Origin of the sequence: Blastococcus tunisiensis (assembly GCF_900112815.1) — a bacterium.
GTDB lineage: Bacteria > Actinomycetota > Actinomycetes > Mycobacteriales > Geodermatophilaceae > Blastococcus_B > Blastococcus_B tunisiensis.
Genome location: NZ_FOND01000017.1, coordinates 62258 through 85375 on the forward strand (window position 1 = coordinate 62258; position 23118 = coordinate 85375).

Annotated in this window: 22 protein-coding genes; 15 read left to right on the forward strand and 7 right to left on the reverse strand. The window is 74.1% G+C overall.

Features of this window, described 5'->3' with window-relative positions:
• The first annotated feature begins 15 nt into the window (after window positions 1–15).
• From purS to BM142_RS19010, 4 genes are read left to right on the forward strand one after another with little or no spacing between them, the layout of a single operon-like run.
• Window positions 16–255 (forward strand): phosphoribosylformylglycinamidine synthase subunit PurS, encoded by a 240-nt coding sequence (gene purS, locus BM142_RS18995; protein ID WP_092202160.1) that lies wholly within the window; start codon window positions 16–18, stop codon window positions 253–255.
• Window positions 256–259: 4 nt separating this feature from the next.
• Window positions 260–931: a phosphoribosylformylglycinamidine synthase subunit PurQ gene (gene purQ, locus BM142_RS19000; protein ID WP_092202162.1), complete on the forward strand. Its 672-nt coding sequence runs from the start codon at window positions 260–262 to the stop codon at window positions 929–931.
• A complete protein-coding gene (purL, locus tag BM142_RS19005; protein ID WP_175527357.1) occupies window positions 928–3261 on the forward strand; it encodes a phosphoribosylformylglycinamidine synthase subunit PurL in 2334 nt (777 codons plus the stop codon). Before purQ ends, purL begins: the two co-directional genes overlap by 4 nt.
• Window positions 3261–3638, forward strand: coding sequence for a sterol carrier family protein (locus BM142_RS19010; RefSeq protein WP_092202164.1), 378 nt, complete (start codon window positions 3261–3263; stop codon window positions 3636–3638). Before purL ends, BM142_RS19010 begins: the two co-directional genes overlap by 1 nt.
• A gap of 227 nt (window positions 3639–3865) precedes the next feature.
• Here the strand turns inward: BM142_RS19010 and BM142_RS24705 are convergent, their stop codons facing one another.
• Both BM142_RS24705 and BM142_RS19015 read right to left on the reverse strand, forming a co-directional pair.
• On the reverse strand, window positions 3866–4012 hold the full coding sequence (locus BM142_RS24705; RefSeq protein WP_175527358.1) for an MFS transporter small subunit: 147 nt from the start codon (window positions 4010–4012) through the stop codon (window positions 3866–3868).
• A complete protein-coding gene (locus tag BM142_RS19015) occupies window positions 4009–5424 on the reverse strand; it encodes an OFA family MFS transporter (RefSeq protein ID WP_092202166.1) in 1416 nt (471 codons plus the stop codon). The genes BM142_RS24705 and BM142_RS19015 overlap by 4 nt, the downstream gene beginning before the upstream one ends.
• Before the next feature lie 207 nt (window positions 5425–5631).
• Here BM142_RS19015 and BM142_RS19020 point away from each other — a divergent pair, with 207 nt between their 5' ends.
• Both BM142_RS19020 and BM142_RS19025 read left to right on the forward strand, forming a co-directional pair.
• Window positions 5632–6723, forward strand: coding sequence for an S-(hydroxymethyl)mycothiol dehydrogenase (locus tag BM142_RS19020; RefSeq protein WP_092202168.1), 1092 nt, complete (start codon window positions 5632–5634; stop codon window positions 6721–6723).
• Entirely contained in the window at window positions 6720–7334 is a 615-nt protein-coding gene (locus BM142_RS19025; RefSeq protein ID WP_092202170.1) for an MBL fold metallo-hydrolase, read from the forward strand. The genes BM142_RS19020 and BM142_RS19025 overlap by 4 nt, the downstream gene beginning before the upstream one ends.
• 28 nt (window positions 7335–7362) lie before the next feature.
• On the opposite strand, the gene BM142_RS19030 is transcribed toward BM142_RS19025, so the two are convergent.
• Complete coding sequence (locus BM142_RS19030; RefSeq protein WP_092202172.1) at window positions 7363–7671, reverse strand: hypothetical protein; 309 nt, start codon at window positions 7669–7671, stop codon at window positions 7363–7365.
• Window positions 7672–7783: 112 nt separating this feature from the next.
• On the opposite strand from BM142_RS19030, the gene purF reads away from it, so the two are divergent.
• The gene (purF, locus tag BM142_RS19035; protein WP_092202173.1) at window positions 7784–9349 is read left to right on the forward strand and encodes an amidophosphoribosyltransferase; all 1566 of its coding nucleotides are present in this window, start codon (window positions 7784–7786) and stop codon (window positions 9347–9349) included.
• Window positions 9346–10398 (forward strand): phosphoribosylformylglycinamidine cyclo-ligase, encoded by a 1053-nt coding sequence (gene purM / locus BM142_RS19040; RefSeq protein ID WP_092202176.1) that lies wholly within the window; start codon window positions 9346–9348, stop codon window positions 10396–10398. The genes purF and purM overlap by 4 nt, the downstream gene beginning before the upstream one ends.
• 65 nt (window positions 10399–10463) lie before the next feature.
• Here purM and BM142_RS19045 read toward each other — a convergent pair whose 3' ends face one another.
• Together BM142_RS19045 and BM142_RS19050 are read right to left on the reverse strand one after the other, a co-directional pair.
• Window positions 10464–10820: a DUF3073 domain-containing protein gene (locus BM142_RS19045; RefSeq protein ID WP_254791075.1), complete on the reverse strand. Its 357-nt coding sequence runs from the start codon at window positions 10818–10820 to the stop codon at window positions 10464–10466.
• Between the two features lie 27 nt (window positions 10821–10847).
• Entirely contained in the window at window positions 10848–11912 is a 1065-nt protein-coding gene (locus tag BM142_RS19050) for a Glu/Leu/Phe/Val family dehydrogenase (RefSeq protein ID WP_092202178.1), read from the reverse strand.
• A 143-nt stretch (window positions 11913–12055) separates the two neighbouring features.
• On the opposite strand from BM142_RS19050, the gene BM142_RS19055 reads away from it, so the two are divergent.
• The 4 genes from BM142_RS19055 to BM142_RS19070 all read left to right on the forward strand — a co-directional run bounded on the left by BM142_RS19055 (window position 12056) and on the right by BM142_RS19070 (window position 16485).
• Window positions 12056–13060 (forward strand): sugar ABC transporter substrate-binding protein, encoded by a 1005-nt coding sequence (locus BM142_RS19055; protein ID WP_092202180.1) that lies wholly within the window; start codon window positions 12056–12058, stop codon window positions 13058–13060.
• Between the two features lie 92 nt (window positions 13061–13152).
• Window positions 13153–14127 carry an ABC transporter permease gene (locus BM142_RS19060; protein ID WP_254791076.1) on the forward strand — a complete coding sequence of 325 codons (975 nt, stop codon included), beginning with the start codon at window positions 13153–13155 and terminating at the stop codon, window positions 14125–14127.
• Entirely contained in the window at window positions 14124–14933 is an 810-nt protein-coding gene (locus BM142_RS19065) for an ATP-binding cassette domain-containing protein (protein WP_092202182.1), read from the forward strand. Before BM142_RS19060 ends, BM142_RS19065 begins: the two co-directional genes overlap by 4 nt.
• A 292-nt stretch (window positions 14934–15225) precedes the next feature.
• Window positions 15226–16485, forward strand: coding sequence for a M23 family metallopeptidase (locus BM142_RS19070; RefSeq protein ID WP_092202217.1), 1260 nt, complete (start codon window positions 15226–15228; stop codon window positions 16483–16485).
• 93 nt (window positions 16486–16578) lie between these two features.
• Here BM142_RS19070 and BM142_RS19075 read toward each other — a convergent pair whose 3' ends face one another.
• On the reverse strand, window positions 16579–17100 hold the full coding sequence (locus BM142_RS19075) for a hypothetical protein (protein ID WP_092202184.1): 522 nt from the start codon (window positions 17098–17100) through the stop codon (window positions 16579–16581).
• 58 nt (window positions 17101–17158) lie between these two features.
• On the opposite strand from BM142_RS19075, the gene BM142_RS19080 reads away from it, so the two are divergent.
• Genes BM142_RS19080 through mftG form a run of 3 tightly spaced genes read left to right on the forward strand, consistent with a single transcriptional unit; the run spans window position 17159 to window position 20938 of the window.
• A complete protein-coding gene (locus BM142_RS19080; protein WP_092202219.1) occupies window positions 17159–18043 on the forward strand; it encodes an MBL fold metallo-hydrolase in 885 nt (294 codons plus the stop codon).
• On the forward strand, window positions 18040–19371 hold the full coding sequence (locus BM142_RS19085; protein WP_092202186.1) for a class I adenylate-forming enzyme family protein: 1332 nt from the start codon (window positions 18040–18042) through the stop codon (window positions 19369–19371). The genes BM142_RS19080 and BM142_RS19085 overlap by 4 nt, the downstream gene beginning before the upstream one ends.
• On the forward strand, window positions 19364–20938 hold the full coding sequence (gene mftG / locus BM142_RS19090; RefSeq protein ID WP_092202188.1) for a mycofactocin dehydrogenase MftG: 1575 nt from the start codon (window positions 19364–19366) through the stop codon (window positions 20936–20938). The genes BM142_RS19085 and mftG overlap by 8 nt, the downstream gene beginning before the upstream one ends.
• A 6-nt stretch (window positions 20939–20944) precedes the next feature.
• Here mftG and BM142_RS19095 read toward each other — a convergent pair whose 3' ends face one another.
• Entirely contained in the window at window positions 20945–23104 is a 2160-nt protein-coding gene (locus BM142_RS19095; RefSeq protein WP_092202190.1) for a transglycosylase domain-containing protein, read from the reverse strand.
• Window positions 23105–23118: the final 14 nt, after the last annotated feature.

Here is a 23118-nt window from a genome sequence, read left to right on the forward strand (position 1 = left end):
GGTACCCTCGACAGCGTGTCCCGGGTGGTCGTCGACGTGGTCCTCAAGCCGGAGATCTCCGACCCCCAGGGGCAGGCGGTCCTGGGAGCGCTGGGCCGGCTCGGCCACGACAGCATCCGCAGTGTCCGCCAGGGCAAGCACTTCGTGCTCGAGGTCGACGGGACCCCCGACGAGGCGGAGCTGAAGCAGATCGCCGAGACGCTGCTGGCCAACCCCGTCATCGAGGACGTCGAGCTGCACCTCACCAAGGACTGACGTCGTGCGCATCGGTGTTCTCACCTTCCCCGGCTCCCTGGACGACGTCGACGCCGCCCGCGCGGTGCGGCTGGCCGGAGGGGCGCCGGTCCCGCTGTGGCACGGCGACCACGACCTGAAGGACGTCGACGCCGTCGTCCTCCCCGGTGGCTTCTCCTACGGCGACTACCTGCGGGCCGGGGCCATCGCTGCCCGCTCGCCGCTGATGCAGGACGTCGTGACGGCCGCCCGGCAGGGCCTCCCCGTGCTCGGCATCTGCAACGGCTTCCAGGTGCTCTGCGAGGCCGGGCTGCTGCCCGGCGCGCTGACCCGCAACAGCCACCTGCACTTCCGCAACCGCGACCAGGTGCTGCAGGTCGAGCGGGCCGACACCGCCTGGACCGCCGACTACGCGGCCGGTCAGCGCATCGTCATCCCGGTCAAGAACGGCGAGGGCCGGTACGTGGGGTCGCCGGCGGACCTCGACCGCCTCGAGGGCGAGAACCGGGTGGTGTTCCGCTACGTGGACGGCAACCCGAACGGGTCCAGCCGCGACATCGCCGGCGTCGCCAGCGAGAACGGCCGGGTCGTGGGCCTCATGCCGCACCCGGAGCACGCGGTCGAGGACCTCACCGGGCCGAGCACCGACGGGCTCGGCTTCTTCACCAGCATCCTGAAGGCGGTCGTGAACGCGTGAGCCAGGGACTGAGCGACCTCGACACCGGCCCCGGCCGGCTGGCCGACCGCCTCGACACCGTGGAGCTGGCGGCCGGCACCCCGGACGACGAGCAGCCCTTCGCCGAGCTGGGCCTGAAGGCGGACGAGTACGCGCGGATCAAGGAGATCCTCGGCCGCCGGCCCACCACCGCCGAGCTGGCCATGTACAGCGTCATGTGGAGCGAGCACTGCTCCTACAAGAGCTCGAAGGTCCACCTGCGGCAGTTCGGCGATCTCCCGCCCAGCGAGGCCCTCCTGGTCGGCATCGGCGAGAACGCCGGCGTCGTCGACGTCGGCGACGGCTACGCGGTCACCTTCAAGGTGGAGTCGCACAACCATCCCAGCTACGTCGAGCCGTACCAGGGCGCGGCCACCGGCGTCGGCGGCATCGTCCGCGACATCCTGACCATGGGCGCCCGGCCGATCGCCGTCATGGACTCGCTCCGGTTCGGCCGGGCCGACGCCCCGGACACCGCCCGCGTGCTGCCCGGCGTCGTCGCCGGGGTCGGCGGCTACGGCAACTGCCTGGGCCTGCCCAACATCGGCGGCGAGCTGCTCTTCGACGACTGCTACGCCGGCAACCCGCTGGTCAACGCGCTCTGCGTCGGCGTCATGAGGCACGAGGACGTCCGGCTGGCCAAGGCCGAGGGTGTCGGCAACAAGGTGATCCTGTTCGGCGCGCGCACCGGCGGCGACGGCATCGGCGGGGTCAGCGTCCTGGCGTCGGAGACCTTCGACGCCGAGGGCCCGGCCAAGCGGCCCAGCGTCCAGGTGGGCGACCCGTTCACCGAGAAGCTGCTCATCGAGGCCTGCCTGGAGATCTTCGCCGCCGACCTCGTCACCGGCATCCAGGACCTCGGTGGCGCCGGGCTGTCCTGCGCCACCTCCGAGCTGGCCAGCGCCGGCACCGGCGGCATGCACGTCGACCTCGACACGGTCCCGCTGCGCGATTCCACGCTAACCCCCGCCGAGATCCTGATGAGCGAGTCGCAGGAGCGGATGTGCGCGATCGTCGAGCCGGCCAAGGTCGCCGACTTCCTCGCCGTCTGCGCGAAGTGGGACGTGCTGGCCACGGTCGTGGGTGAGGTGACCGACGGCGACCGGCTCACCGTCGACTGGCACGGCGAGCGGATCGTCGACGTCCCGCCGCGCACGGTCGCCCACGAGGGCCCGGTGTACGAGCGGCCGATGGCCCGCCCGGCCGACCTCGACGCCCTTCAGGCCGACGACCCGGCGCGCCTGCCGCGCCCCACGACGCCGGCGGAGGTGCAGGCGCACTGGTTGGCCCTCGTCAGCAGCCCGGACGGCGCGGACAAGACCTGGGTCACCGAGCAGTACGACCGGTACGTCCGCGGCAACACCGTGCTCGCCCAGCCGGAGGACGCCGGCGTCGTGCGCATCGACGAGGAGTCGAACCGCGGCATCGCGCTGGCCCTCGACGGGAACGCCCGGTACGCCCGCCTCGACCCCTACCTCGGTGCGCAGCTGAACCTGGCCGAGGCATACCGCAACGTGGCCGTCTCCGGCGCGAGGCCGCTGGCCGTGACCAACTGCCTGAACTTCGGCTCCCCCGAGGAGCCGGAGGTCATGTGGCAGTTCGCCGAGGCCGTCCGCGGTCTGGCCGACGCCTGCCGGGAACTCGGCCTGCCGGTCACCGGGGGCAACGTCAGCCTCTACAACCAGACCGGCGACGTCCCGATCAACCCGACGCCGGTCATCGGCGTCCTGGGCGTGCACCAGGACGTGCGCACCCGCGTGCCGAGTGGCTGGCGGACCGCCGGCGAGACCGTGCTGCTGCTCGGCGAGACCAGGCCGGAGTTCGGCGGCTCGGCCTGGGCGAGCGTCGTGCACGGCCACCTCGGCGGCCGCCCGCCGGCGCTCGACCTGGCGGCCGAGCGCGCCCTGGCGGAGCTCCTGGGCGCCCTCGCGACGGAGGGTCTGCTCGGCTCCGCCCACGACCTGTCCGACGGCGGCCTGGCGCAGGCGCTCACCGAGTCGGCGCTGCGGTACGGCGTCGGTGCGGACCTGCACCTGGACGGCGATGCGTTCACCGCACTGTTCAGCGAGTCCACCGGCCGCGTCGTCGTCACCACGTCCGACCCCGGCGGCGTGAAGACGACGGCCCGGTGGGCCGGTGTGACCGTGACGGAACTGGGGACGACGGGCGGGGACGCCCTGCGCCTGGACGGCGGGCTCGACCTGCCCCTCGCCGAGCTGCGGGCGGCCTGGACCGCCACCCTCCCGGCGCTCTTCGGGTCTCCCGACGTCGCCGTCGGCACCGTTCCGGCGGGCACCGTCCCCACCAGCTGATGCCGGCCCCGATCCCGGCCGAGGAGCTGCGGGCCGCTCTGCAGCCGGTGGCCGCCTGGCTGGACCAGGACGCCGAGCAGCCGCCGCGATCGGTGGTGGGTGCCGCGGTGAAGACCAGCGCGCGCTGGCTGGCCCAGCAGGTTCCGGGACGCTCGGTGGAGGTCCGGGTGCCGCCGCACGTCGCCGTCCAGTGCATCGAGGGCCCCCGGCACACCCGGGGGACGCCGCCGAACGTGGTGGAGACCGATGCCGCGACCTGGCTGCGGCTGGTCAGCGGCCGCCAGTCCTGGGACGACGCCGTCGCCGCCGGGAAGGTCGCCGCCAGCGGCAGCCGCGCGAACCTGGGTGCCGTCCTCCCGTTGTCACCCCTTCGCTGAGGCTCGTCGTGCCGGGTGGCGCCCGGGGGGCTCCGCGCAGCAGAAGGACCCCGCTGCCCCCCGCCCCTCGCAAGCTCGCGGCGGGACCCTGCAGCGCGGCCTGACGGCTCCGGACGTCGGGGACGGCACCAGGCCGCGGTGTCGTCCGGAGGACGACGGTGGGCACAGCACTGCGCCCCGCCCGCTGGAGAGCGGACGGGGCGCAGGAGTGCGGTGCTGCGGGGGGATCAGCCGGTGAAGAGGGCGCTGGCCGCCTTCACCGTGTTGTACAGGCCGTAGACCAGCGGCACGCCGACCAGTGCCCACGCGACGGCGACGAGACCCGTCGGGGTGCTCGAGGCCGGCTGCTCACCGGTGGATGACGTCGAGCTCATCGGGTGGTGCTCCTCTCGGGTTCCGCGGCAGCGGTGGGGGTGTCGGTGTCCTTCGGCTCGAACCACTTGTCGGCGACCGGCTTGATCAGCAGGTTGGCGATGAAGCCGACGACCAGGATCCCGACCATGATGAACAGGGCCGGCCGGTAGTCGGAGGCCACGAGGTTCCCCGGCTCGCCCTGCATGTCCAGGATGCCGTTGATGATCAGCGGACCGGCGATGCCGGCGGCCGCCCACGCGGTCAGCAGCCGGCCGTGGATGGCGCCGACCTGGTAGGTGCCGAACAGGTCGCGCAGGTAGGCCGGGACCGTCGCGAACCCACCGCCGTAGAAGCTGATGATGATCGCGGCCAGCCCGACGAACAGCCAGACGGCGCTGCTGCCGATGGTGGCCAGCCCGACGTACAGCACGATGCCGACGCCCAGGTAGACCATGTAGATCGGCTTGCGGCCGATGTAGTCCGACGTGGAGGACCACACGAAGCGGCCGGCCATGTTGAACAGCGACAGCAGCCCGACGAAGCCGGCCGCGGCGGCCGCGGCGACCGCGGAGGTCCCGCCGTCGCGGAAGAAGTCCTGGATCATCGGCGCGGCCTGCTCGAGGATGCCGATGCCGGCGGTCACGTTGCAGAACAGGACCGTCCACAGCAGCCAGAACTGCGGCGTCTTGATCGCGTTGTTGGCGGAGACGTTCTCCGTCGTCACCAGCGACTTCTGCTTGATCGTCGCCGGGTCGAAGCCGTGCGGCCGCCAGTCGGGGGCGGGGACGCGCACGATCAGGGCACCGAACAGCATGAAGGCCAGGTAGACCAGGCCCAGGGTGACGAACAGCAGCGCGACGGAGTTGCCGCTGGCGACCTCGCCGGCCGCGCCGGTGTAGTCCTCGTCGTACCAGTTCATCAGCTGGCGGGACAGCGGCGAGGCGACCATCGCGCCACCGCCGAAGCCCATGATCGCCATGCCGGTGGCCAGGCCCGGGCGGTCGGGGAACCACTTGATCAGCGTGGACACCGGCGAGATGTAGCCGATGCCCAGGCCGATTCCGCCGAGGACGCCGTAGCCGAAGTACACCAGCCACAGCTGGTCGGTGGCGATGCCGAGGGCGCCGACGAGGAAGCCGGACGACCAGAAGACGGCGGCGGTCGCCATGGCGGCGCGCGGGCCGTTGCGGTCGACCCACGTGCCGAAGACCGCGGCCGAGAGGCCGAGCATCACGATCGCGAGGGAGAAGATGATGCCGATCTCGGTGAGGCTGGCGTTGAAGTGCTCGACGAGCGCCACCTTGTAGACGCTCGTCGCGTAGGCCTGGCCGATGCACAGGTGGACGGCGAGTGCCGCCGGCGGGATCAGCCAGCGGTTGAAGCCCGGCCGAGCGACGATGCGCTCTCGTGCCAGGAAGCTGGGTACTGCCACGGAACAACCTCCGAGGACGGGAACGGCGCGGCCGGTTGGACGCAACCCGGCCGCGCGCTGTGATGTGCGTCGCGGCCGGTCGGACGGTACGACGCCGTGGGGATACTCGCGCGTTCAACACTCGACCGAGACGTGCGCGTGACGAGCACGATCCGCTGACGGGGAGCCCCTCGGGCCCCATCCGCCCCATCCGCCTACGCTCGCCGCATGGCTTATGAGGTGAAGGGCGTCGTCGCCCGCAGCAAGGGCGCTCCGGTGAGCATCGAGACGATCGTGGTCCCCGACCCCGGCCCCGGTGAGGCCGTGGTCGACGTCCAGGCCTGCGGGGTCTGCCACACCGACCTGCACTACCGCGAGGGCGGGATCAACGACGAGTTCCCGTTCCTGCTGGGCCACGAGGCGGCCGGGATCGTCTCCGCGGTCGGCGAGGGGGTGACCAACGTGGCCGTCGGCGACTACGTCGTGCTGAACTGGCGGGCCGTCTGCGGTGAGTGCCGGGCCTGCCTCAAGGGCGAGCCGAAGTACTGCTTCAACACCCACAACGCCGCGCAGAAGATGACCCTGGCCGACGGCACCGAGCTGTCCCCGGCCCTCGGTATCGGCGCGTTCGCGGAGAAGACGCTCGTGCACTCCGGGCAGTGCACGAAGGTCGACCCGGCGGCACCGCCCACGGCGGCAGGTCTGCTCGGGTGCGGCGTGATGGCCGGCGTCGGTGCGGCGATCAACACCGGGGCCGTGCAGCGCGGGGAGACCGTGGCCGTCTTCGGCTGCGGCGGTGTCGGCGACGCCGCGATCGCCGGCGCGAAGCTGGCCGGCGCGACGACGATCATCGCCGTCGACATCTCCGACAAGAAGCTCGAGTGGGCGCGGCAGATGGGCGCCACCCACACCGTCAACTCCGCCGAGACCGACGCGGTCGAGGCGGTCAAGGCCCTCACCGGTGGGTTCGGGGTGGACGTCGCGATCGACGCCGTGGGCCACCCGAAGGTCTTCGAGCAGGCGTTCTACGCCCGCGACCTCGCCGGGCGCGTGGTGATGGTGGGCGTCCCGACGCCGGACATGGAGATCACCCTGCCCGCGATCGAGGTCTTCGGGCGCGGTGGCTCGATCAAGTCCTCCTGGTACGGCGACTGCCTGCCCAGCCGCGACTTCCCGATGCTCGTCGACCTCTACCTGCAGGGCCGCTTCGACCTCGACGCCTTCGTCTCCGAGACCATCGGCCTCGACGACGTCGAGGAGGCCTTCGAGAAGATGCACAAGGGCGAGGTCCTGCGCTCCGTCGTGGTGATCGACAAGTGACTCCCCGCATCGACAAGGTCGTGGTCAGCGGCGTCTTCTCCCTGGACGGGCAGGACTTCGACGTCGACAACAACGTCTGGCTGGTCGGGGACGACGACGAGGTGCTCGTCATCGACGCCCCGCACGACGCCGCGCCGATCGTCGAGGCGATCGGCGGCCGCAGGGTGACGGCGATCGTGCTGACCCACGGGCACAACGACCACGTCACCGCCGCGCCCGCCCTGCGCGAGGCCACCGGCGCCCCGATCTGGTTCAACGAGCAGGACCGGATGCTCTGGGACATGACCCATCCCGACACGGCCCCGGACCACGACCTGACCGCGGGCACCAGCTTTCCGGTCGCCGGGACGACGCTCACCGCGCTGCACACCCCGGGGCACTCGCCGGGCAGCACCTGCCTGCACGCCCCCGACCTCGGCACGGTGTTCACCGGCGACACGCTGTTCTGCGGCGGGCCGGGCGCGACCGGGCGGTCCTTCAGCGACCACCCGACGATCGTGCGCTCCATCCGGGCCCAGCTGCTGAGCCTGCACGGCGACACCGTGGTGCGGACCGGCCACGGCGACGACACGACGATCGCCGCCGAGTTGGGCAACGTCCCCGCTCAGTAGCCTCCGGCGGGGTTCGGCGTCGAGCGGGTCACTGCCCGTCGGCGCCGTCCCGCGGCGCCGGGCGGTCCTGCGGTTCCGGGGCCGTCCGCTCGAGCCGCTGGCGGATCGACGCGACGTTGAGCGCGAGGTCCTCGAGCGCTTCGACGGCGCGCGTCGCGAGGGCGAAGGTCAGGTTCTCCCGCTGCTCCTCGGCGCTGGGCTCGGGGGTGCGCCGCACGGCATGGCGGGTGGCGTCCGCCCACGGTTCGTCGTCGCGGCGCGGTTCGTCGAAGAACTGCCGGAGCATCCGCTGCGCCAGCTCGAGGAATTCACGCGGGTCGGGCCCGTTGGCTGCCATTCCGTGCCAACGCGCCGCCACCGGTCGAGGTTCCGCCCCCGGCGGAACACGGGTGGTCGGTGACACCTCCGCCGGAGTAGGACGGGTGGCGTCGCGCCGGTACTGTCGGGGTGTGCCTCGCGGTGATGGACGGCTGACGCACGACCTCGACCCCCAGAATCCCGGACCTCAGGACGCCTGTGGCGTCTTCGGTGTCTGGGCGCCGGGGGAGGAGGTCGCGAAGCTGACCTATTTCGGTCTGTACGCCCTCCAGCACCGCGGTCAGGAGGCGGCGGGCATCGCGGTGTCCGACGGCGCCTCCGTCGTGGTCTACAAGGACCTCGGCCTGGTCAGCCAGGTGTTCGACGAACCGACCCTCGGCAGCCTGCGCGGCCACCTCGCCGTCGGCCACACCCGCTACTCCACGACCGGCGCCTCGACGTGGGAGAACGCGCAGCCCACGTTCCGCACCACGTCGGCCGGCACGGGTCTGGCGCTGTGCCACAACGGGAACCTGGTCAACACCGCCGAGTTGGCCGGCAAGGCCGCCGACGCCGGCGTCCCCGGGGCGTTCATCGCCACCAACGACTCCGACCTGGTGACCGCGCTCATCGCCGCCCGCCCGGACCTCTCGGTGGAGGCCGCGGCGATGGAGGTGCTGCCCCAGCTGCGCGGCGCCTTCAGCTTCACGTTCATGGACGAGGACACCCTCTACGCCGCCCGCGACCCGCAGGGCGTCCGCCCGCTGGTGCTCGGCCGGCTGGAGCGCGGCTGGGTCGTGGCCAGCGAGACGGCGGCGCTGGACATCGTCGGTGCCTCCGTGGTCCGCGAGGTCGAGCCCGGCGAGCTGATCGCGATCGACGGGAACGGGCTGCGCAGCCAGCACTTCGCCCCGCCCGAGCCCAAGGGCTGCGTCTTCGAGTACGTCTACCTCGCCCGGCCCGACACCACGATCTCCGGCCGGGGCGTGCACGCCGCCCGCGTGGAGATCGGCCGGCGGCTGGCCAAGGAGCACCCGGTCGAGGCCGACCTGGTCATCCCCGTCCCGGAGTCGGGGACCCCGGCCGCGGTCGGCTACGCGGAGGCCTCCGGCATCCCCTACGGCCTGGGCCTGGTCAAGAACTCCTACGTCGGGCGCACGTTCATCCAGCCCAGCCAGACCATCCGCCAGCTGGGCATCCGGCTCAAGCTCAACCCGCTGCGCGACGTGATCCGCGGCAAGCGCCTGGTCGTGGTCGACGACTCGATCGTGCGCGGCAACACCCAGCGGGCCCTGATCCGGATGCTGCGCGAGTCCGGCGCCGTGGAGGTGCACGTCCGGATCGCCTCCCCGCCGGTGAAGTGGCCGTGCTTCTACGGCATCGACTTCGCCAGCCGGGCCGAGCTGGTGGCCAACGGCCTGGACGTCGACGGCGTGCGCGCCTCGATCAACGCCGACTCGCTCGGCTACGTCTCCGAGCAGGGCCTCATCGCCGCGACGGAGCAGCCGGCCAACCGGCTGTGCACGGCCTGCTTCACCGGCGAGTACCCGATCCCGCTGGGGGAGTCGGAGCTGTTCGGCAAGCACGTGCTCGAGGGCATCGGCCGGACACCGCTCCCGCTCGTGGACGAGCGGCGTTCGGTCAGCGGCTGGACCGGCCAGCAGGCCGGGAGTGCCAGCGTCCCCGGCGGTGCCGAGGACGCGCTCACCCGTCCATGACCGAGTTCACGTATGCGGCGTCCGGCGTGGACATCGACGCCGGGGAGCGTGCCGTCACGCTGATGAAGGCCGCCGTCGAGCGGACCAACCGGCCGGAGGTTGTGGGCGGCCTCGGTGGCTTCGCCGGCTTGTTCGCCCTGGACACGCAGAAGTACCGCACGCCCCTGCTGGCGTCCTCGACCGACGGCGTCGGCACCAAGATCGCCCTCGCCCGGCAACTGGACCGGCACGACACGGTGGGCATCGACCTCGTCGCCATGGTCGTCGACGACCTCGTGGCCTGTGGCGCCGAGCCGCTGTTCCTCCAGGACTACGTGGCCTGCGGCAAGGTCGTCCCCGAGCGGATCGCCGCGATCGTCACCGGCATCGCCGCCGGCTGCACCCAGGCCGGCGCGGCCCTGGTCGGTGGGGAGACCGCCGAGCACGGCGACCTGATGGAGGCCGACGAGTACGACCTGGCCGCCACCGCGGTCGGGGTCGTGGAGGCCGACGCCGTCCTGGGGCCCGAGCGGGTGCGGGCGGGTGACGTCGTCGTGGCGATGGCGTCGTCCGGCTTCCACTCCAACGGCTACTCGCTGGTGCGCCGGGTGGTGGCCGCCGCGGGGCTCGACCTGTCCGCGACGCCGGCCGGGCTGGACCGCCCGCTGGGCGAGGAGCTGCTCGAGCCCACCCGCATCTACGCCCAGGACTGCCTGGCGCTGGTCGAGGCCTTCGGGGTCGACGGCGTGCACGCGTACGCGCACATCACCGGCGGCGGGCTGGCCGGCAACACCGCGCGCGTCCTCCCGGACGGTCTGGAGGCGGTGCTCGACCGCGGCACCTGGGCGCTGCCGGCGGCGGTCCGGCTGATGGAGGAGCACGGCGTCCCCCGCGCGGAGTCCGAGCGCGCCTTCAACTGCGGCGTCGGCATGGTCGCCGCGGTGGCACCCGAGACGGCCGACGCCGTCGTGGCCCGGCTCGACGCCGCCGGGGTGCCCGCCTGGGTCGCCGGCACGGTCGGTCCGCGCACGGGCGACACCGCTGCCCGCCTGGAGGGCACCTACCGCTGAGGCGGGCACACCCCGACGCCGCAGCTCCCGGGGGAGCTGCGGCGTCCGCGATCAGGTGCTGAGGATCAGCGGCTCAACGCGGGGCGACCGTCGTCGTCCTCGTCGTCGTCGTCGTCCGCCCAGCGGTCGCTGTACTCGTCGTCGTCCTCGTCGTCGTCCGTCGCCCGGGAAAAGGCGGTGTAGGACGGCGTCGAACCGGCGAGCTCCTTCTGCAGTGCAGAAAGGTCGGTGTTCGGTGAGCTGTACTTGAGCTCACGGGCCACGCGTGTCTGCTTGGCCTTCGCTCGGCCGCGCCCCATCGGCTCGACCCCCTCGCTACGGAGTGCGGGCGTCCAGCCGGCGGGCTGGAACGGCCCGCGTGGCGACCCCGACTGAGTGACAATGTCTCGGACAACCTTACGACACGGATCGACGTCGGGCACACGTCCCTCCTCCGGAGGGGTCCTTCGTCAGCCGGGGAGCCGGATGGTGGCCAGCCGGCCGACCGAGCGGATGCGCTCCTCGGCCAGCCGGTCGGCCGCGACGGCGGGGGAGACGCCCTCCTCGTCGGCGGCCCGGAACACCCGCAGCGCGACGTCGAAGATCCCGTCCGCCTTCGACCGCGCCCGGGCGAAGGAGAACCCGTGCCGTTCGTCCTCGACCTGGATGACCCCGCCGGCGTTCACCAGGTAGTCCGGCGCGTAGAGGATGCCGCGGTCGCGCAGCTGCCCGGCGACGTCGGGGGTGGCGAGCTGGTTGTTCGCCCCGCCGCAGACGATCCGGGAGGGCAGCGCCGCCACCGTCCCGGGGTCCAGCGCGCCGCCGAGGGCGTTGGGGGAGTAGACGTCGTGCTCGGTGCGGATCAGGGTCGCGGTGTCGGGCACGGCCCGCACCTGCGGGTGGCGCGCCCGGACGCGCTCGACCGCCGCCGGGTCGACGTCGGTGACCACCACGTCCGCCCCGTCGTCGGCGAGGTGGCCGATCAGGTGCGAGCCGACCTTGCCGGCGCCGGCCACGGCCACGGTCCGCCCGGCCAGCGACCGGGAGCCCCAGCAGTGCTGGGCGGCCGCCTGCATGCCCAGGAAGACCCCGTACGCGGTGAGGACCGAGGAGTCGCCGCAGCCGCCGTAGGCCTCCGACCGGCCGTGGGCGAACCGGGTCTCGCGGGCGACGACGTCCAGGTCGGCGTTGGACGTGCCGACGTCGCAGGCCGTCAGGTAGCGGCCGCCCAGTGCCTCGACGAACCGCCCGTAGGCGCGCAGCAGGGCCTCGGTCTTGTCGGTCCGCGGATCCCCGATGATCACGGCCTTGCCGCCGCCGAGGTCGAGGCCGGCCAGGCTGTTCTTGTACGACATGGCCGCGGACAGCCGCAGGGCGTCCGCGACGGCGGACTCCTCGTCGGCGTAGGGGTAGAACCGCGTGCCGCCCAGGGCGGGGCCCAGCGCCGTGGAGTGGACCGCGATGACGGCTCGCAGACCCGACTCGGCGTCGCTGCAGAAGACGACCTGCTCATGACCGGAACCGAGGATCTCCACGTCCGGAGCCTAGAGCGACCGGGACACATCCCCCGTCGGAAGGGCGTGCAGGCGGGTCCACCCACGGGGACGGGCCGGTGGGAGGCATGATTCCCCAGGACAGGCGGGGGCGAGGCAGCTCCCGCGAGCACAGGAGGACACCCATGGCCCGACCCCACCGTTCGCCGGCGATCGCCCTGCTCTCGGTCGTGGTGGCCGCACCGCTCCTGCTCGCCGCGTGCACCACCGGAGACGGCGGGTCCGACGGTGGCGGTACGGACCCGGGCCCCGGCGGCGGTGGTGGCGGTGGGGGCCTCGCCTTCTCCGTCATCACCCACGGCTCGGCCGGCGACGCCTTCTGGGACGTCGTCCAGAACGGCGCGGAGGCGGCCGGCGAGGACCTGGGGATCGAGGTGGACTACCAGAGCGACGGCGACCCGCAGCGCCAGGCGCAGCTCATCGATGCCGCGGTCAACCGGGAGGTCGACGGGATCGTGGTCTCGATGGCCAACCCCGACGCCCTGGAGGACTCCATCACCGCGGCCGTGGACGCGGGCATCCCGGTGGTGACCATCAACAGCGGTGGCGAGCGGTCGGCGGAGCTCGGCGCCATCGGCCACGTGGGCCAGGACGAGACGATCGCCGGCCGCGGTGCCGGGCAGGAGCTGGCGGCCCGGGGGGCGACGAACGTGCTCTGCGTCGTCCACGAGGCCGGCAACATCGGCCTGGAGCAGCGTTGTGCCGGCGCCGCCGAGGGCCTGGGCAGCCCGCTGACCCCGGTGCAGGTCGACGTGAACGACCTCCAGGGCGCCCAGTCGACGATCACCTCCCAGCTGCAGAGCGACCCGACCATCGACGCGGTGCTCACGCTGAACTCCGCCGTCGCCGCGGTGGCCGTCGCCGCGGCCGGCGACGCCGGGTCGGAGGCGCAGGTGGCCACCTTCGACCTGAACTCCGACGTCATCAGCGGCATCCAGGACGGCGACATCGCCTTCGCCGTCGACCAGCAGCAGTACGAGCAGGGCTACCTGCCGGTGGTGATGCTGAAGCTGTACGCGGAGAACCTGAACACCGTCGGCGGCGGGCAGCCGGTCCTCACCGGGCCGGGGATCGTGGACGAGAGCAACGTCGACGAGATCGCCGACCTGGCCTCGGCCGGCACGCGCTGAGCGCGCCGGCGCAGGCGGGGACGCCGCCGCCAGCGGCCGGGCGGCGGGCCGACGAGCGGCTCGCCGCGGCCGGCCCGCTGCGCCGGCTGCTGGTGAAGCCGGAGCTCGGTGCGCTCATCGGGGCGGTGGCCGTCTTCACCTTCTTCGCCGTCCAGTCGGAGGTGTTCCGCTCGGCGCGGGGCGTGGCCAACTGGCTGGACCCGGCCTCGACGCTGGGCATCATGGCCGTCGCCGTGGCCCTGCTGATGATCGGCGGGCACTTCGACCTCTCGGCCGGCGTCATGGTCGGGACGACGGCGCTGACGGTGGGCATCGTCGCCGTCGAGTTCCGGCAGAACCTGTGGGTGGCGATCGCCGTCGCGCTGGTCGTGGCCCTGGCGATCGGCTTCTCCAACGGGTGGCTGGTGACGCGCACCGGGCTGCCCAGCTTCATCATCACGCTCGGCACCTTCCTCATGCTCCAGGGCCTGAACCTGGGCCTGACCAAGCTGTTCACCAGCACGGTCACCGTCGGGGGGATCGACGACGTGCCCGGGTACGCCGCGGCGGAGTGGGTGTTCGCCTCCCGGCTGAGCGTCGCCGGCACCGAGTTCCGCGTCGCCATCCTCTGGTGGGTGCTGTTCACGGCGCTGGCGACGTGGGTGCTGCTGCGCACCCGGTTCGGCAACTGGGTGTTCGCCACCGGCGGTGACGAGGTGGCCGCGCGCAACGTGGGCGTCCCCGCCCGGCGGACCACGATCACCCTGTTCATGACGACGGCGGCGGCGGCGTGGTTCGTCGGCGTGACGCTGGCGGTGCGGCTGACGTCGGTGCAGGCGAACACCGGCATCGGACAGGAGCTGATCTTCATCGTGGCCGCGGTGATCGGCGGCTGCCTGCTCACCGGCGGCTTCGGGTCCGCGATCGGGGCCTCGCTCGGCGCGCTGATCTTCGGCATGACGCAGCTGGGCATCCCCTACCTGCGCTGGGACGCCGACTGGTTCTACTTCTTCCTCGGCGCGATGCTGCTGCTCGCCGTGCTGACCAACCGGCTGGTCCGCCGCTACGCCGAGGCGGCCCACAGATGAGCGGGGTCGGTGGGGGAGCGACGCAGTCCCCGCCCCTGCTCGAGCTGCGGGACGTCGGCAAGGACTACGGCTCGGTGATCGCCCTGGACGGCATCAGCACCACCGTGCGCGCCGGGGAGGTCACCTGCGTGCTCGGCGACAACGGGGCGGGCAAGTCGACGCTGATCAAGATCCTGTCCGGCGTCCACCGTCCCGACCGCGGCGAGCTGCTGCTCGACGGGCGGCCGGTCGCCTTCGGGGCGCCACGGGACGCTCTGGACGCCGGCATCGCCACGGTCTACCAGGACCTGGCGATGATCCCGCTGATGGCGATCTGGCGGAACTTCTTCCTGGGTGCGGAGCCGACCCGGGGGTGGGGGCCGTTCCGGCGGTTCGACGCCGCGACCGCCCGGGAGACGACCCGCCGGGCCTTGGCGGAGATGGGGATCGACCTTCGGGACCCCGACCAGCCGGTCGGCACGCTGTCGGGCGGCGAGCGGCAGTCCGTCGCGATCGCCCGCGCGGTGCACTTCGGCGCCCGGGTGCTGATCCTGGACGAGCCGACCTCCGCGCTCGGGGTCAAGCAGGCCGGCGTCGTCCTGCGGTACGTCGCCCAGGCACGGGACCGGGGCGTGGGCGTCGTGCTGATCACCCACAACCCGCACCACGCCTATCCGGTCGGCGACCGCTTCCTGCTGCTGAACCGCGGTCGCAGCCTCGGCAGCTTCGCCAAGGGCGAGGTGGACCGGGACGAGCTGACCCGGCTCATGGCCGGCGGCGCGGAGCTGGACCAGCTGACGCACGAGCTGGAGCGCCCGCCCTCCTGACGCCGATTGTCGACATACCGACAGTCGCGGCGCGGTCACTCATCGTTCTTGCCGCGGCGCGCCACTTGTTCCGCGTGTTGTCTTTGTGACTCATGGTGATGCTGCGACTCTCGCTGGGCGTCGATGACCGCCGTCGACGCCCACCCTCTTCCCCAGGGAGCGAGACATGTTCCAGCGCCGTCCATCCGGACCGGCGACTCCGTCGGTCCCCGGGCGTTCGCGCGCCCGCCGGCCGGTCGCGGGCCGTCGGCCGCGCCCCGCACGGACCGCCCTCGTCGCCGCCGTCACCGGCATGACGCTGCTGGCCATCGCCGGCCCCGCCTCCGCCGTGCCCGCGCCGCCACCGAACCCGAGCGACAGCCAGCTCGGCGCCGCGCGGGCCGAGCAGGACGCCGCCGCTGCCGAGGTCGGCCGGATCGCCGCACTCGTCGCCGGCGCGGAGGCGGAGCTGGAGAAGGTCGGCGTCCTGGCCGAGGCGGCCGGCACGGCGTACCTGCAGGCCGAGGAGGCGCTGCTGCAGGCCCAGGAGGCCGCGGACCGGACCGCCGCGGAGCTGCAGGTGGCCGCCGACGCCGTGACGGCGTCCCAGGCCCGCATCGCGACCTTCTCCCGGGACAGCTACATGAAGGGGGCGCAGCTGAGCACGACCGCCGCCCTGCTGGACTCCGCCGGCCCCGGTGAGCTGATCCAGAACGCCGCGATGCTCGCCTACGTGGCCGACAACCAGGTCGACGTCCTCAGCGAGCTGGAGGTGGCGAAGGTGACCCAGGCCAACGCCGACTCCGCCGCCCGGGCCGCCCGCGACCAGATGGCCGCGGCGGAGGAGGCCGCGGAGGCGGCGAAGGTGCAGGCCGACCGGCAGCTGGCCGCCCAGCAGGGGGCCTACGAGCAGGTGGCTGCGCAGAAGACGGCGTACGAGGCGCAGCTGCAGAGCGCGCAGATCCGGCTCCTGGAGCTCCAGGGCGCCCGGGACGCCTACCAGCAGTGGGTCGCCCAGAAGGCGGCGGAGGAGGCCGCGGCCGCCCGGGCCGCCCAGGAGGCCGCCGCACGAGCAGCGGCAGCGGCGGCGGCCGCCGCCGGTGGGGGCGGCAGCGGTGGCGGCGGCGGTGGCGCATCCGGCGGCGGAGGCGGTGGCGGTGGCGGCAACCACGTCGCGCCGACCTCCGGCCGGGTGAGCAGCTGCTACGGCGCCCGCTGGGGCGTCACGCACTACGGGGTCGACATCGCCGCCCCGATCGGGACGAACGTGTACGCCGCCACCTCCGGCGTGGTGAAGCGCGCCGGTTCGGCGACCGGCTTCGGCCAGGCCGTCTACATCCTCGGGGACGACGGCTACGTCACCGTCTACGGGCACGTGAACCGGTACTTCGTGTCCTACGGCGAGCGGGTGTCGGCCGGTGAGGTCATCGCCGAGGTCGGCAACCGCGGGCAGTCGACCGGCCCGCACCTGCACTTCGAGGTGCACCGCAACGGCATGCTCTACAGCCAGCAGATCAACCCGGTGCCCTGGCTCAACGCGCGCGGCGTCTACATCGGCGGCTGCGGGGGCTGACGCCACGCACGGCCGGTGGCCCGCCACCGAGTGGCCCCCCTGCAGGGGCCCGCCGCGAGCGTGCGAGCGGTGGGGGGCAGGGGGGGTCCTTCGTCAGCTGGTGGGGGCCGCGGGCTCGGTCTCGTCGACCTCGAGGCCGCACTCGGTGGTGAGGTAGGTCTGGACGTTCGTGGCCGAGGTGGTCAGCTCGCCGATGATCTCGGTGCTCCGCTCCTGCAGCTCGGCGGCGCTGGCGGGGTCGTTCACGTCGACGTCCGCGAAGGCCTGCGCGAACTGCTCGATGCCGTCGGCCAGCGACGCCCAGTCGCTCTCGATCTCGCTCGGCGGCTCGATCTCGCGGACGTCGTCGGCCGCCTGCTGGAGCGCCGTGGCCAGGGCGGCGGGGTCCTCTCCGCCGCCGGTGAAGGCCGGTTCGACCTGCTCGAAGGCGGCGGCCGCCTGGGTGCAGAACTCGGAGTCGTCCTGCTCGGCGGTCGTCTCGGCGGCGCTGGACGTGCTCGCACTCGACTCCGACGACGCGGCGTCCTCGTCGTCGGAGCCTCCACAGGCGGTGACGAGGACGACGGCGGCGGCGAGGGAGAGCCCGCTGCGGCACACGGTGAGGGTTCGGCGCATGCCGCGAGGCTAGCCGCCGGATGCGCACCCCTCCAGGTGTGCGGCTAGCGTGCCGGGCGTGGACGCCCCGGCTGACCCGCGCGCCTCGTGGTCCCTGCCCGCCCTGGGGGAGCTGCCCCGGACGGCGGAGCTGGAGCCGCTGGTGACCCGCGTCCTCGCGCCCAACCCGTCGGGGATGACCCTGGACGGCACGAACACCTACGTCGTCGGCGCACCCGGCAGCGGCCAGGCGGTCCTGGTGGACCCGGGACCCGACGACCCGGCCCACCTGGCCGCGGTCGAGGCCGTGCTCGCCGCACGGGATGCCCGCTGCGTCGCCGTCCTGGTCACCCACCACCACGGCGACCACGCGGAGGCGGCCCTGCCGTGGGGGAGCCACTTCGGTGCGCCGGTCGCCGCGGGGAGCGCGCAGGTCGCCGGGCCGGGCGGTCGCGTGCTCGACCACGGCGATCGCCTGCGGCAGGCCGGCACCACCCTCGACGTCGTGGCCACGCCCGGGCACACCAGCGACCACCTGGCCTTCCGGCTGGAGTCGGGCGCCGTGCTGGTCGGCGACCACGTCCTCGGCCGCGGCACCTCGGTCGTCACCCACCCGGAGGGCGACGTGGTCGCCTACCTGGAGTCCCTGCGCCGGGTGCACGACCTGGGCCCCAGCGCCCTCTACTGCGGGCACGGGCCGGAGCTCACCGAGGACCCGGGTGCGGTGCTCGGCTACTACCTCGCCCACCGCGCCTACCGGGAGCACCAGCTGCTCGCGGCCCTCGGGCGGGGGCCGGCCGGCGTCGACGACCTGGTCGCGGAGATCTACGCGCAGGTGCCCCGCGCCGTCTGGCCGGCCGCGGCGCAGTCCACCCGGGCGACGCTGGACAAGCTGGTCGCGGAGGGCCGGGTCGTGTGGTGGGGGGCGGACGAGTCCGACGCCGACCGGGTGCGCCTGGCGTGACCGCCGCGGTCGTGTGCAGCGCCGACAGCGAACGGGACCAGCGCCGGGCGGCGGCCGCGCTGGCCGCCGGGGGGCTGCGCGCCGGCGACCGGGTGGTGGTCTCCGCGGTCGGGTCCCCCGGCCTGCTCGCCGTCGTCCTCGGGGCGCTGCGCACGGGCATCGTGCCGGTGGTGCTCGACCCCGGCCTGCCGCCGGCCGAGCGGGCGGCCCTGGTGGCCGACGCCGATCCCGCGCTGGACGTCGCCGCGGATCCCGGCCGCCTGCTGGCCGGCACGGAGCAGCACGACCTCGCCGACGTGCCGCTGGCCCGGCCGATGCACTACACGTCGGGCACGACCGGCCGCCGCAAGGGGGTGTGGTCCGGGGTCCTGCCCGAGGACCGTGCCCGCGCACTGGCGGCCGAGGAGATCGAGCTGTGGGGCTTCGAGCCCCGGGACCGGCACCTGGTGCTCTCCCCGCTGCACCACAGCGCGCCCCTGCGGTTCGCCGTCCACACGCTGCTGGCCGGCGGGGAGGTGCTCCTGCCCGGCCCGTTCGACGCCGCGCGGGCCGGGGCCGCGATCTCCGCGCTGCGCCCGACGACGACCTTCTGCGTGCCGACCCACCTGCAGCGGCTGCTCGCCCGGGGCGGGATCGACTGGTCGTCCTTCCGCCGCCTCGTGCACGCCGGCGCGCCGTGCCCGGTCCCGCTCAAGCGCGCGGTGCTGGAGGCCGCCCCCGAGGGCAGCGTCTGGGAGTTCTACGGCTCCACCGAGGCCCAGTTCACCGTGTGCTCGCCCGGGGACTGGCTGGCCGCTCCCGGTACGGTGGGCCGCGCCCGCCCCGGGCGCCGGCTGGAGACCGACGAGCGCGGCCAGCTGTGGTGCGCGGTGCCGCCGTGGGCGCGGTTCGAGTACTGGCGGGCCCCGGAGAAGACGGCCGCGGCCTGGCGCGGGGACCGGGTGACGGTCGGTGACCTCGGCCGGGTGGACGACGACGGACTGGTGTGGCTCGACGGCCGGCGGGAGGACCTGATCATCTCCGGTGGCGTGAACGTCTACCCGGCCGAGGTCGAGGCCGCGCTGGACGCCCATCCGGACGTGGTCGAGAGCGCGGTGTTCGGCCTGCCCGACGAGGAGTGGGGCCAGCGGGTCGTCGCCGCCTACGTGGGTGCGGCCGACCCGGCGGACCTCGGCGCCTGGGCGCGTGCGCGGCTCGGCGCGGCGAAACGCCCCAAGGCGCTGCACCGGCTCGACGACCTCCCGCGCACCTCCACCGGCAAGGTGCGCCGGCTGGACCTGCCCGGCGTGCTGGGGCTGGACGGCTCCCGGAGCGACCCCCATGGCTGAGGAGTGGGACGTCGTCGTCGTCGGCGCAGGGACGGCGGGCTGCGCGGTGGCCGCCCGGCTGGCCGATGCGGGCCGTCGGGTGCTGCTGCTCGAGGCGGGTGCCGACCACCGGGAGCCCGGGGACTTCCCGGCCGAGCTGCGGGATCCCGCTTCGATGCGGGCCGTGGTGCCCGGCCACGCGGCGAACTGGGACCTCGAGGCCGAACTGGTCCCCGGCCGCACCGCCCGGGTCCCGCGCGGCCGGGTCGTCGGCGGCTCGAGCGCCCTCTACGCCGGGTCGTTCATCCGCGGCACCCGGGCCGACCTGGACGGCTGGGCCGCGGCCGGCAACGACCTGTGGTCCTACGACGCGGTCCTGCCGGTCTTCTGCCGGCTGGAGTCCGACGCGGACTTCGGGGGCCGTCCCGGCCACGGATCGGACGGACCGGTGCCCGTCGCGCGGCCCCCCGGCCCGCATCCGCTGGCGGACGCGTTCGCCGCCGCGGCGGCGGAGCTCGGGCACCCGGCCGAGCCGGACAAGAACGCCGACGGCCCGCCGGGCTACGGACCGGTGCCGTTCACGGTGTCCGGGGGGATCCGGGTGAACACGGCGATGGCCTACCTCTCGCCCCGCCGGGGGCACGCGGGGCTCACCGTGCGGGGCGGGGTCCGCGCGCAGCGGGTCGTCGTGGAGTCCGGCCGCGCCGTGGGCGTGGCGACGACCGCGGGCGTCGTCCGGGCCGCGGAGGTCGTGCTGTCGGCCGGCGCCGTCGGCTCGGCCCACCTCCTGCTGCTGTCCGGCGTCGGGCCGGCCGACCGGCTGCGGTCGGCCGGCGTCCCCGTCGTCGCGGACGTGCCGGGGGTGGGGGCGGACACCAGCGACCACCCGCTGGTCTACGTGCCCTTCCGGCCGGCCCGGCCGGTGCCGCCACCCCCGGGTGGGTTGCCGGTGCACGGCGTCCTGCACGCGACCTCCGAGGGGGCGGGGCGGCCGGGCGACCTCGAGCTGCTGCCCTGGCTGGTGCCCTTCGGTCGGCTCACCGGCAGCGCCGGTGCCACGGACGCCGACGAGCTCGCGATCGGCGTGGGACTGCAGTGCGGGGACAGCCGCGGCCGGCTCTCCCTCCGCACCGCCGACCCCTCCCGCCAGCCGCGGCTGGAGTACCGCTACCTCACCGAGGAGGCCGACCGCCGACGGATGCGGGCCGGGGTGCGCCTGGCGGCCGCGCTGCTGCGCGCCGACGCGCTCGCGCCGCTCGTCGCCCCGGGCGGCGGACCGCCCGCGGCGGGCCTCGGCGCCCCGGTCCGGGACGCCGCGGTCCTGGACGCCGCGGTCCTGGACGACGACGCGGAGCTCGACCGCTGGGTGCGGTCCCGCCTCACCACCGCCGTCCACCTCGCGGGGACGGCCCGGATGGGCCCGGACGCGGACCCCGGGGCGGTGGTCGACCAGTGGCTCCGGGTCCGCGGCGTGACCGGGCTCCGGGTGGCCGACACCTCGGTCATGCCGCAGGTGACCTCGCGGGGCACGGCCGCGTCCGCGGTGATGATCGGGGAGCGGGCCGCGGAGCTGATGACCGCCGGCTGAGGCGGGTCACCCGGGACCGGCGGGGGCCGCCGGGTCGACGGGTGGCGGCGCGGCCGGCAGCGGGTCGGGTGCCGGCTGCTCCGGTGCGGGTTGCTCGGGCGCCGGCGCCGGGGCGCTCCGCGGCGGCGGCGCCGGCCGGGGCCGCGGCGGGGGTGGCCGCGGATCGTCGAGCGGGATGCCCGGTGGGGGGAACGGGACCGGCGGCTGGGCGGACAGGATCGGCAGCATGGCGGCCCGCCAGATCGGTGCGGCGAGCCGGCCGCCGTAGCCCCCGAGGTCCTCGTTCCGCTTGGGGTTGAGGACCATGACGCTGGCCGCGTACTGCGGGGTGTAGCCGACGAAGGCCACCGAGAAGCGCTGCTGGCTGGTGCCGGTCTTCCCGGCGATCTGGTGGCCGGGGATGGCGGCCCGCGTGCCCGTGCCGATGGGCAGGGCCGTGTCGCCGACGAGGATCTGGTTCAGCGTCGTCGCGACGGCGGGCGGGACCGCCTCCGGCGTGCAGCTGGGGCCCACCGGCACCGGCGCCCCGTCGGGCCCGGCCAGGAGCGCGCCGTCGCGGTCGAGGATCTCGGTGACCGGGGTCGGGTCGCACTGCGTCCCCGAGGCGGCGAGGGTGGCGTAGGCGCCGGCGAGCGCCAGGGGGCTGGTCGCCTCGGCGCCGAGCGTGAAGGAACCGCGGTTCTCGGCGACCACCTGGTCGGCGACCGGGTCGAGGGAGAACAGGCCCATCCGCTGCGCCGCCCGCACCGGCCCCTCGACGCTGCCCAGCTGGTCCTCCAGTGCGACGAAGTACGTGTTCGAGGAGCGGACCAGCGCCTCGGTCATGTCCAGCGTCGCCGGGTACCTGCCGACGTTGCGCACGACGTAGGGCTCCTCGCCGTTGCGGTAGACCCGGGACACGTACGGATCGCCGGCGGTGATCCGGTGCCAGGGCGGGATCCCGCGCTCGAGCGCCGCGGCGGCGACGAAGACCTTGTAGGTGGACCCGGCACCCTGGCTCGCCACCAGGTTGAGGTTCACCGACTCCTGCGCCGGGTCGGTCACGTCGTAGCCGAACCGGCGGTTGACGCTCATGGCCAGGACCTTCCCGGTGCCCGGCTCCACGGCCGTGAACATCCCGGCCAGCGGGTCGTCCAGGGCCAGGCTCGCCACGACCGCCTGGTCGCCGGCCAGCTGCAGGTCGGTGCGCAGCGTCGTCCGGATCGTCAGGCCGCCGGTGTCCAACTGCTCCTGGGTGAGCCCGAGCGGGCCGGTGAGGTGGCGCTGCAGGTAGTCGCAGAAGAAGGCACCCACCACGGCGTCGACGCACCCGTTGGGCGGGGGCTCGGTGGGCGTGACCTGGACGGGCTGCCCCAGGAACTGGACGAGCTCCTCGTCGGTGGCGTGGCCGAGGGCGTGCATCCGGCGGAGCACCTGGTCCCGCCGCTCCACGGCGGAGTCGGGGTAGGCCACCGGATCGTCGTGCGTGGGGGTCTGCACCAGACCGGCGAGCATCGCGGCCTGCGGCAGCGTGAGCTCGGCGGCGGTCACGCCGAAGTACCGCTGGGCCGCCGCCTCCACGCCGTACGCGCCGCGGCCGAAGTACACGATGTTCAGGTAGCGGGTGAGGATCTCGTCCTTCGTGTACCGCTCCTCCAGGGCGAGGGCCAGGCGGGCCTCGCGCAGCTTGCGGCCGACGCTCTCCTCGGTGGCCGCGCTCCGCTCCTCGGCCGTCGTCGCCGTCTGCAGCAGGGTCTGCTTGACCAGCTGCTGGGTGATGGTCGAGCCGCCCTCCATGACGCTGCCGGCCAGCACGTTGCGCATCAGGGCCCGGGCGGTGCCCTCGACGTCCAGCCCGCGGTGCTCGTGGAAGCGGGAGTCCTCGATGTCGATCAGGGCCTGCTTCATCACCTCCGCGATGGCCTCGGCCGGGACCGGTGCCCGGTTGTGCCGGTAGAAGTAGGTGATCAGTGAGCCGTCGGCCGCCAGGACGGCGGTCTTCCCCGCCGGGGCGCTGTCCCGCAGCTCGATCGGCAGCGGGGCGAGCACGTCGGCGTGGGACCGGACGAGGAGGCCGGGGCCGAGCAGCCAGGGCAGCAGGAGCGCGGCCACGAGCGCTCCGGCGAGGGGGACGGCCACCAGCAGCTGCCGGGCGGCTCGCCCCCGGGATCGGTCCCGCTCGGCCATCGACCACCTCGTCC

Excerpts from the sequence above, each read along its gene's own strand:
- BM142_RS19065 (WP_092202182.1), top strand. The coding sequence starts at position 14,124 with ATGAGCGGGGTCGGTGGGGGAGCGACGCAGTCCCCGCCCCTGCTCGAG.
- BM142_RS24705 (WP_175527358.1), bottom strand. The coding sequence starts at position 4,012 with ATGAGCTCGACGTCATCCACCGGTGAGCAGCCGGCCTCGAGCACCCCG.
- BM142_RS19055 (WP_092202180.1), top strand. The coding sequence starts at position 12,056 with ATGGCCCGACCCCACCGTTCGCCGGCGATCGCCCTGCTCTCGGTCGTG.
- mftG (WP_092202188.1), top strand. The coding sequence starts at position 19,364 with ATGGCTGAGGAGTGGGACGTCGTCGTCGTCGGCGCAGGGACGGCGGGC.
- BM142_RS19010 (WP_092202164.1), top strand. The coding sequence starts at position 3,261 with ATGCCGGCCCCGATCCCGGCCGAGGAGCTGCGGGCCGCTCTGCAGCCG.
- BM142_RS19030 (WP_092202172.1), bottom strand. The coding sequence starts at position 7,671 with ATGGCAGCCAACGGGCCCGACCCGCGTGAATTCCTCGAGCTGGCGCAG.
- BM142_RS19020 (WP_092202168.1), top strand. The coding sequence starts at position 5,632 with ATGGCTTATGAGGTGAAGGGCGTCGTCGCCCGCAGCAAGGGCGCTCCG.
- BM142_RS19095 (WP_092202190.1), bottom strand. The coding sequence starts at position 23,104 with ATGGCCGAGCGGGACCGATCCCGGGGGCGAGCCGCCCGGCAGCTGCTG.
- purM (WP_092202176.1), top strand. The coding sequence starts at position 9,346 with ATGACCGAGTTCACGTATGCGGCGTCCGGCGTGGACATCGACGCCGGG.
- BM142_RS19070 (WP_092202217.1), top strand. The coding sequence starts at position 15,226 with ATGACGCTGCTGGCCATCGCCGGCCCCGCCTCCGCCGTGCCCGCGCCG.
- BM142_RS19075 (WP_092202184.1), bottom strand. The coding sequence starts at position 17,100 with ATGCGCCGAACCCTCACCGTGTGCCGCAGCGGGCTCTCCCTCGCCGCC.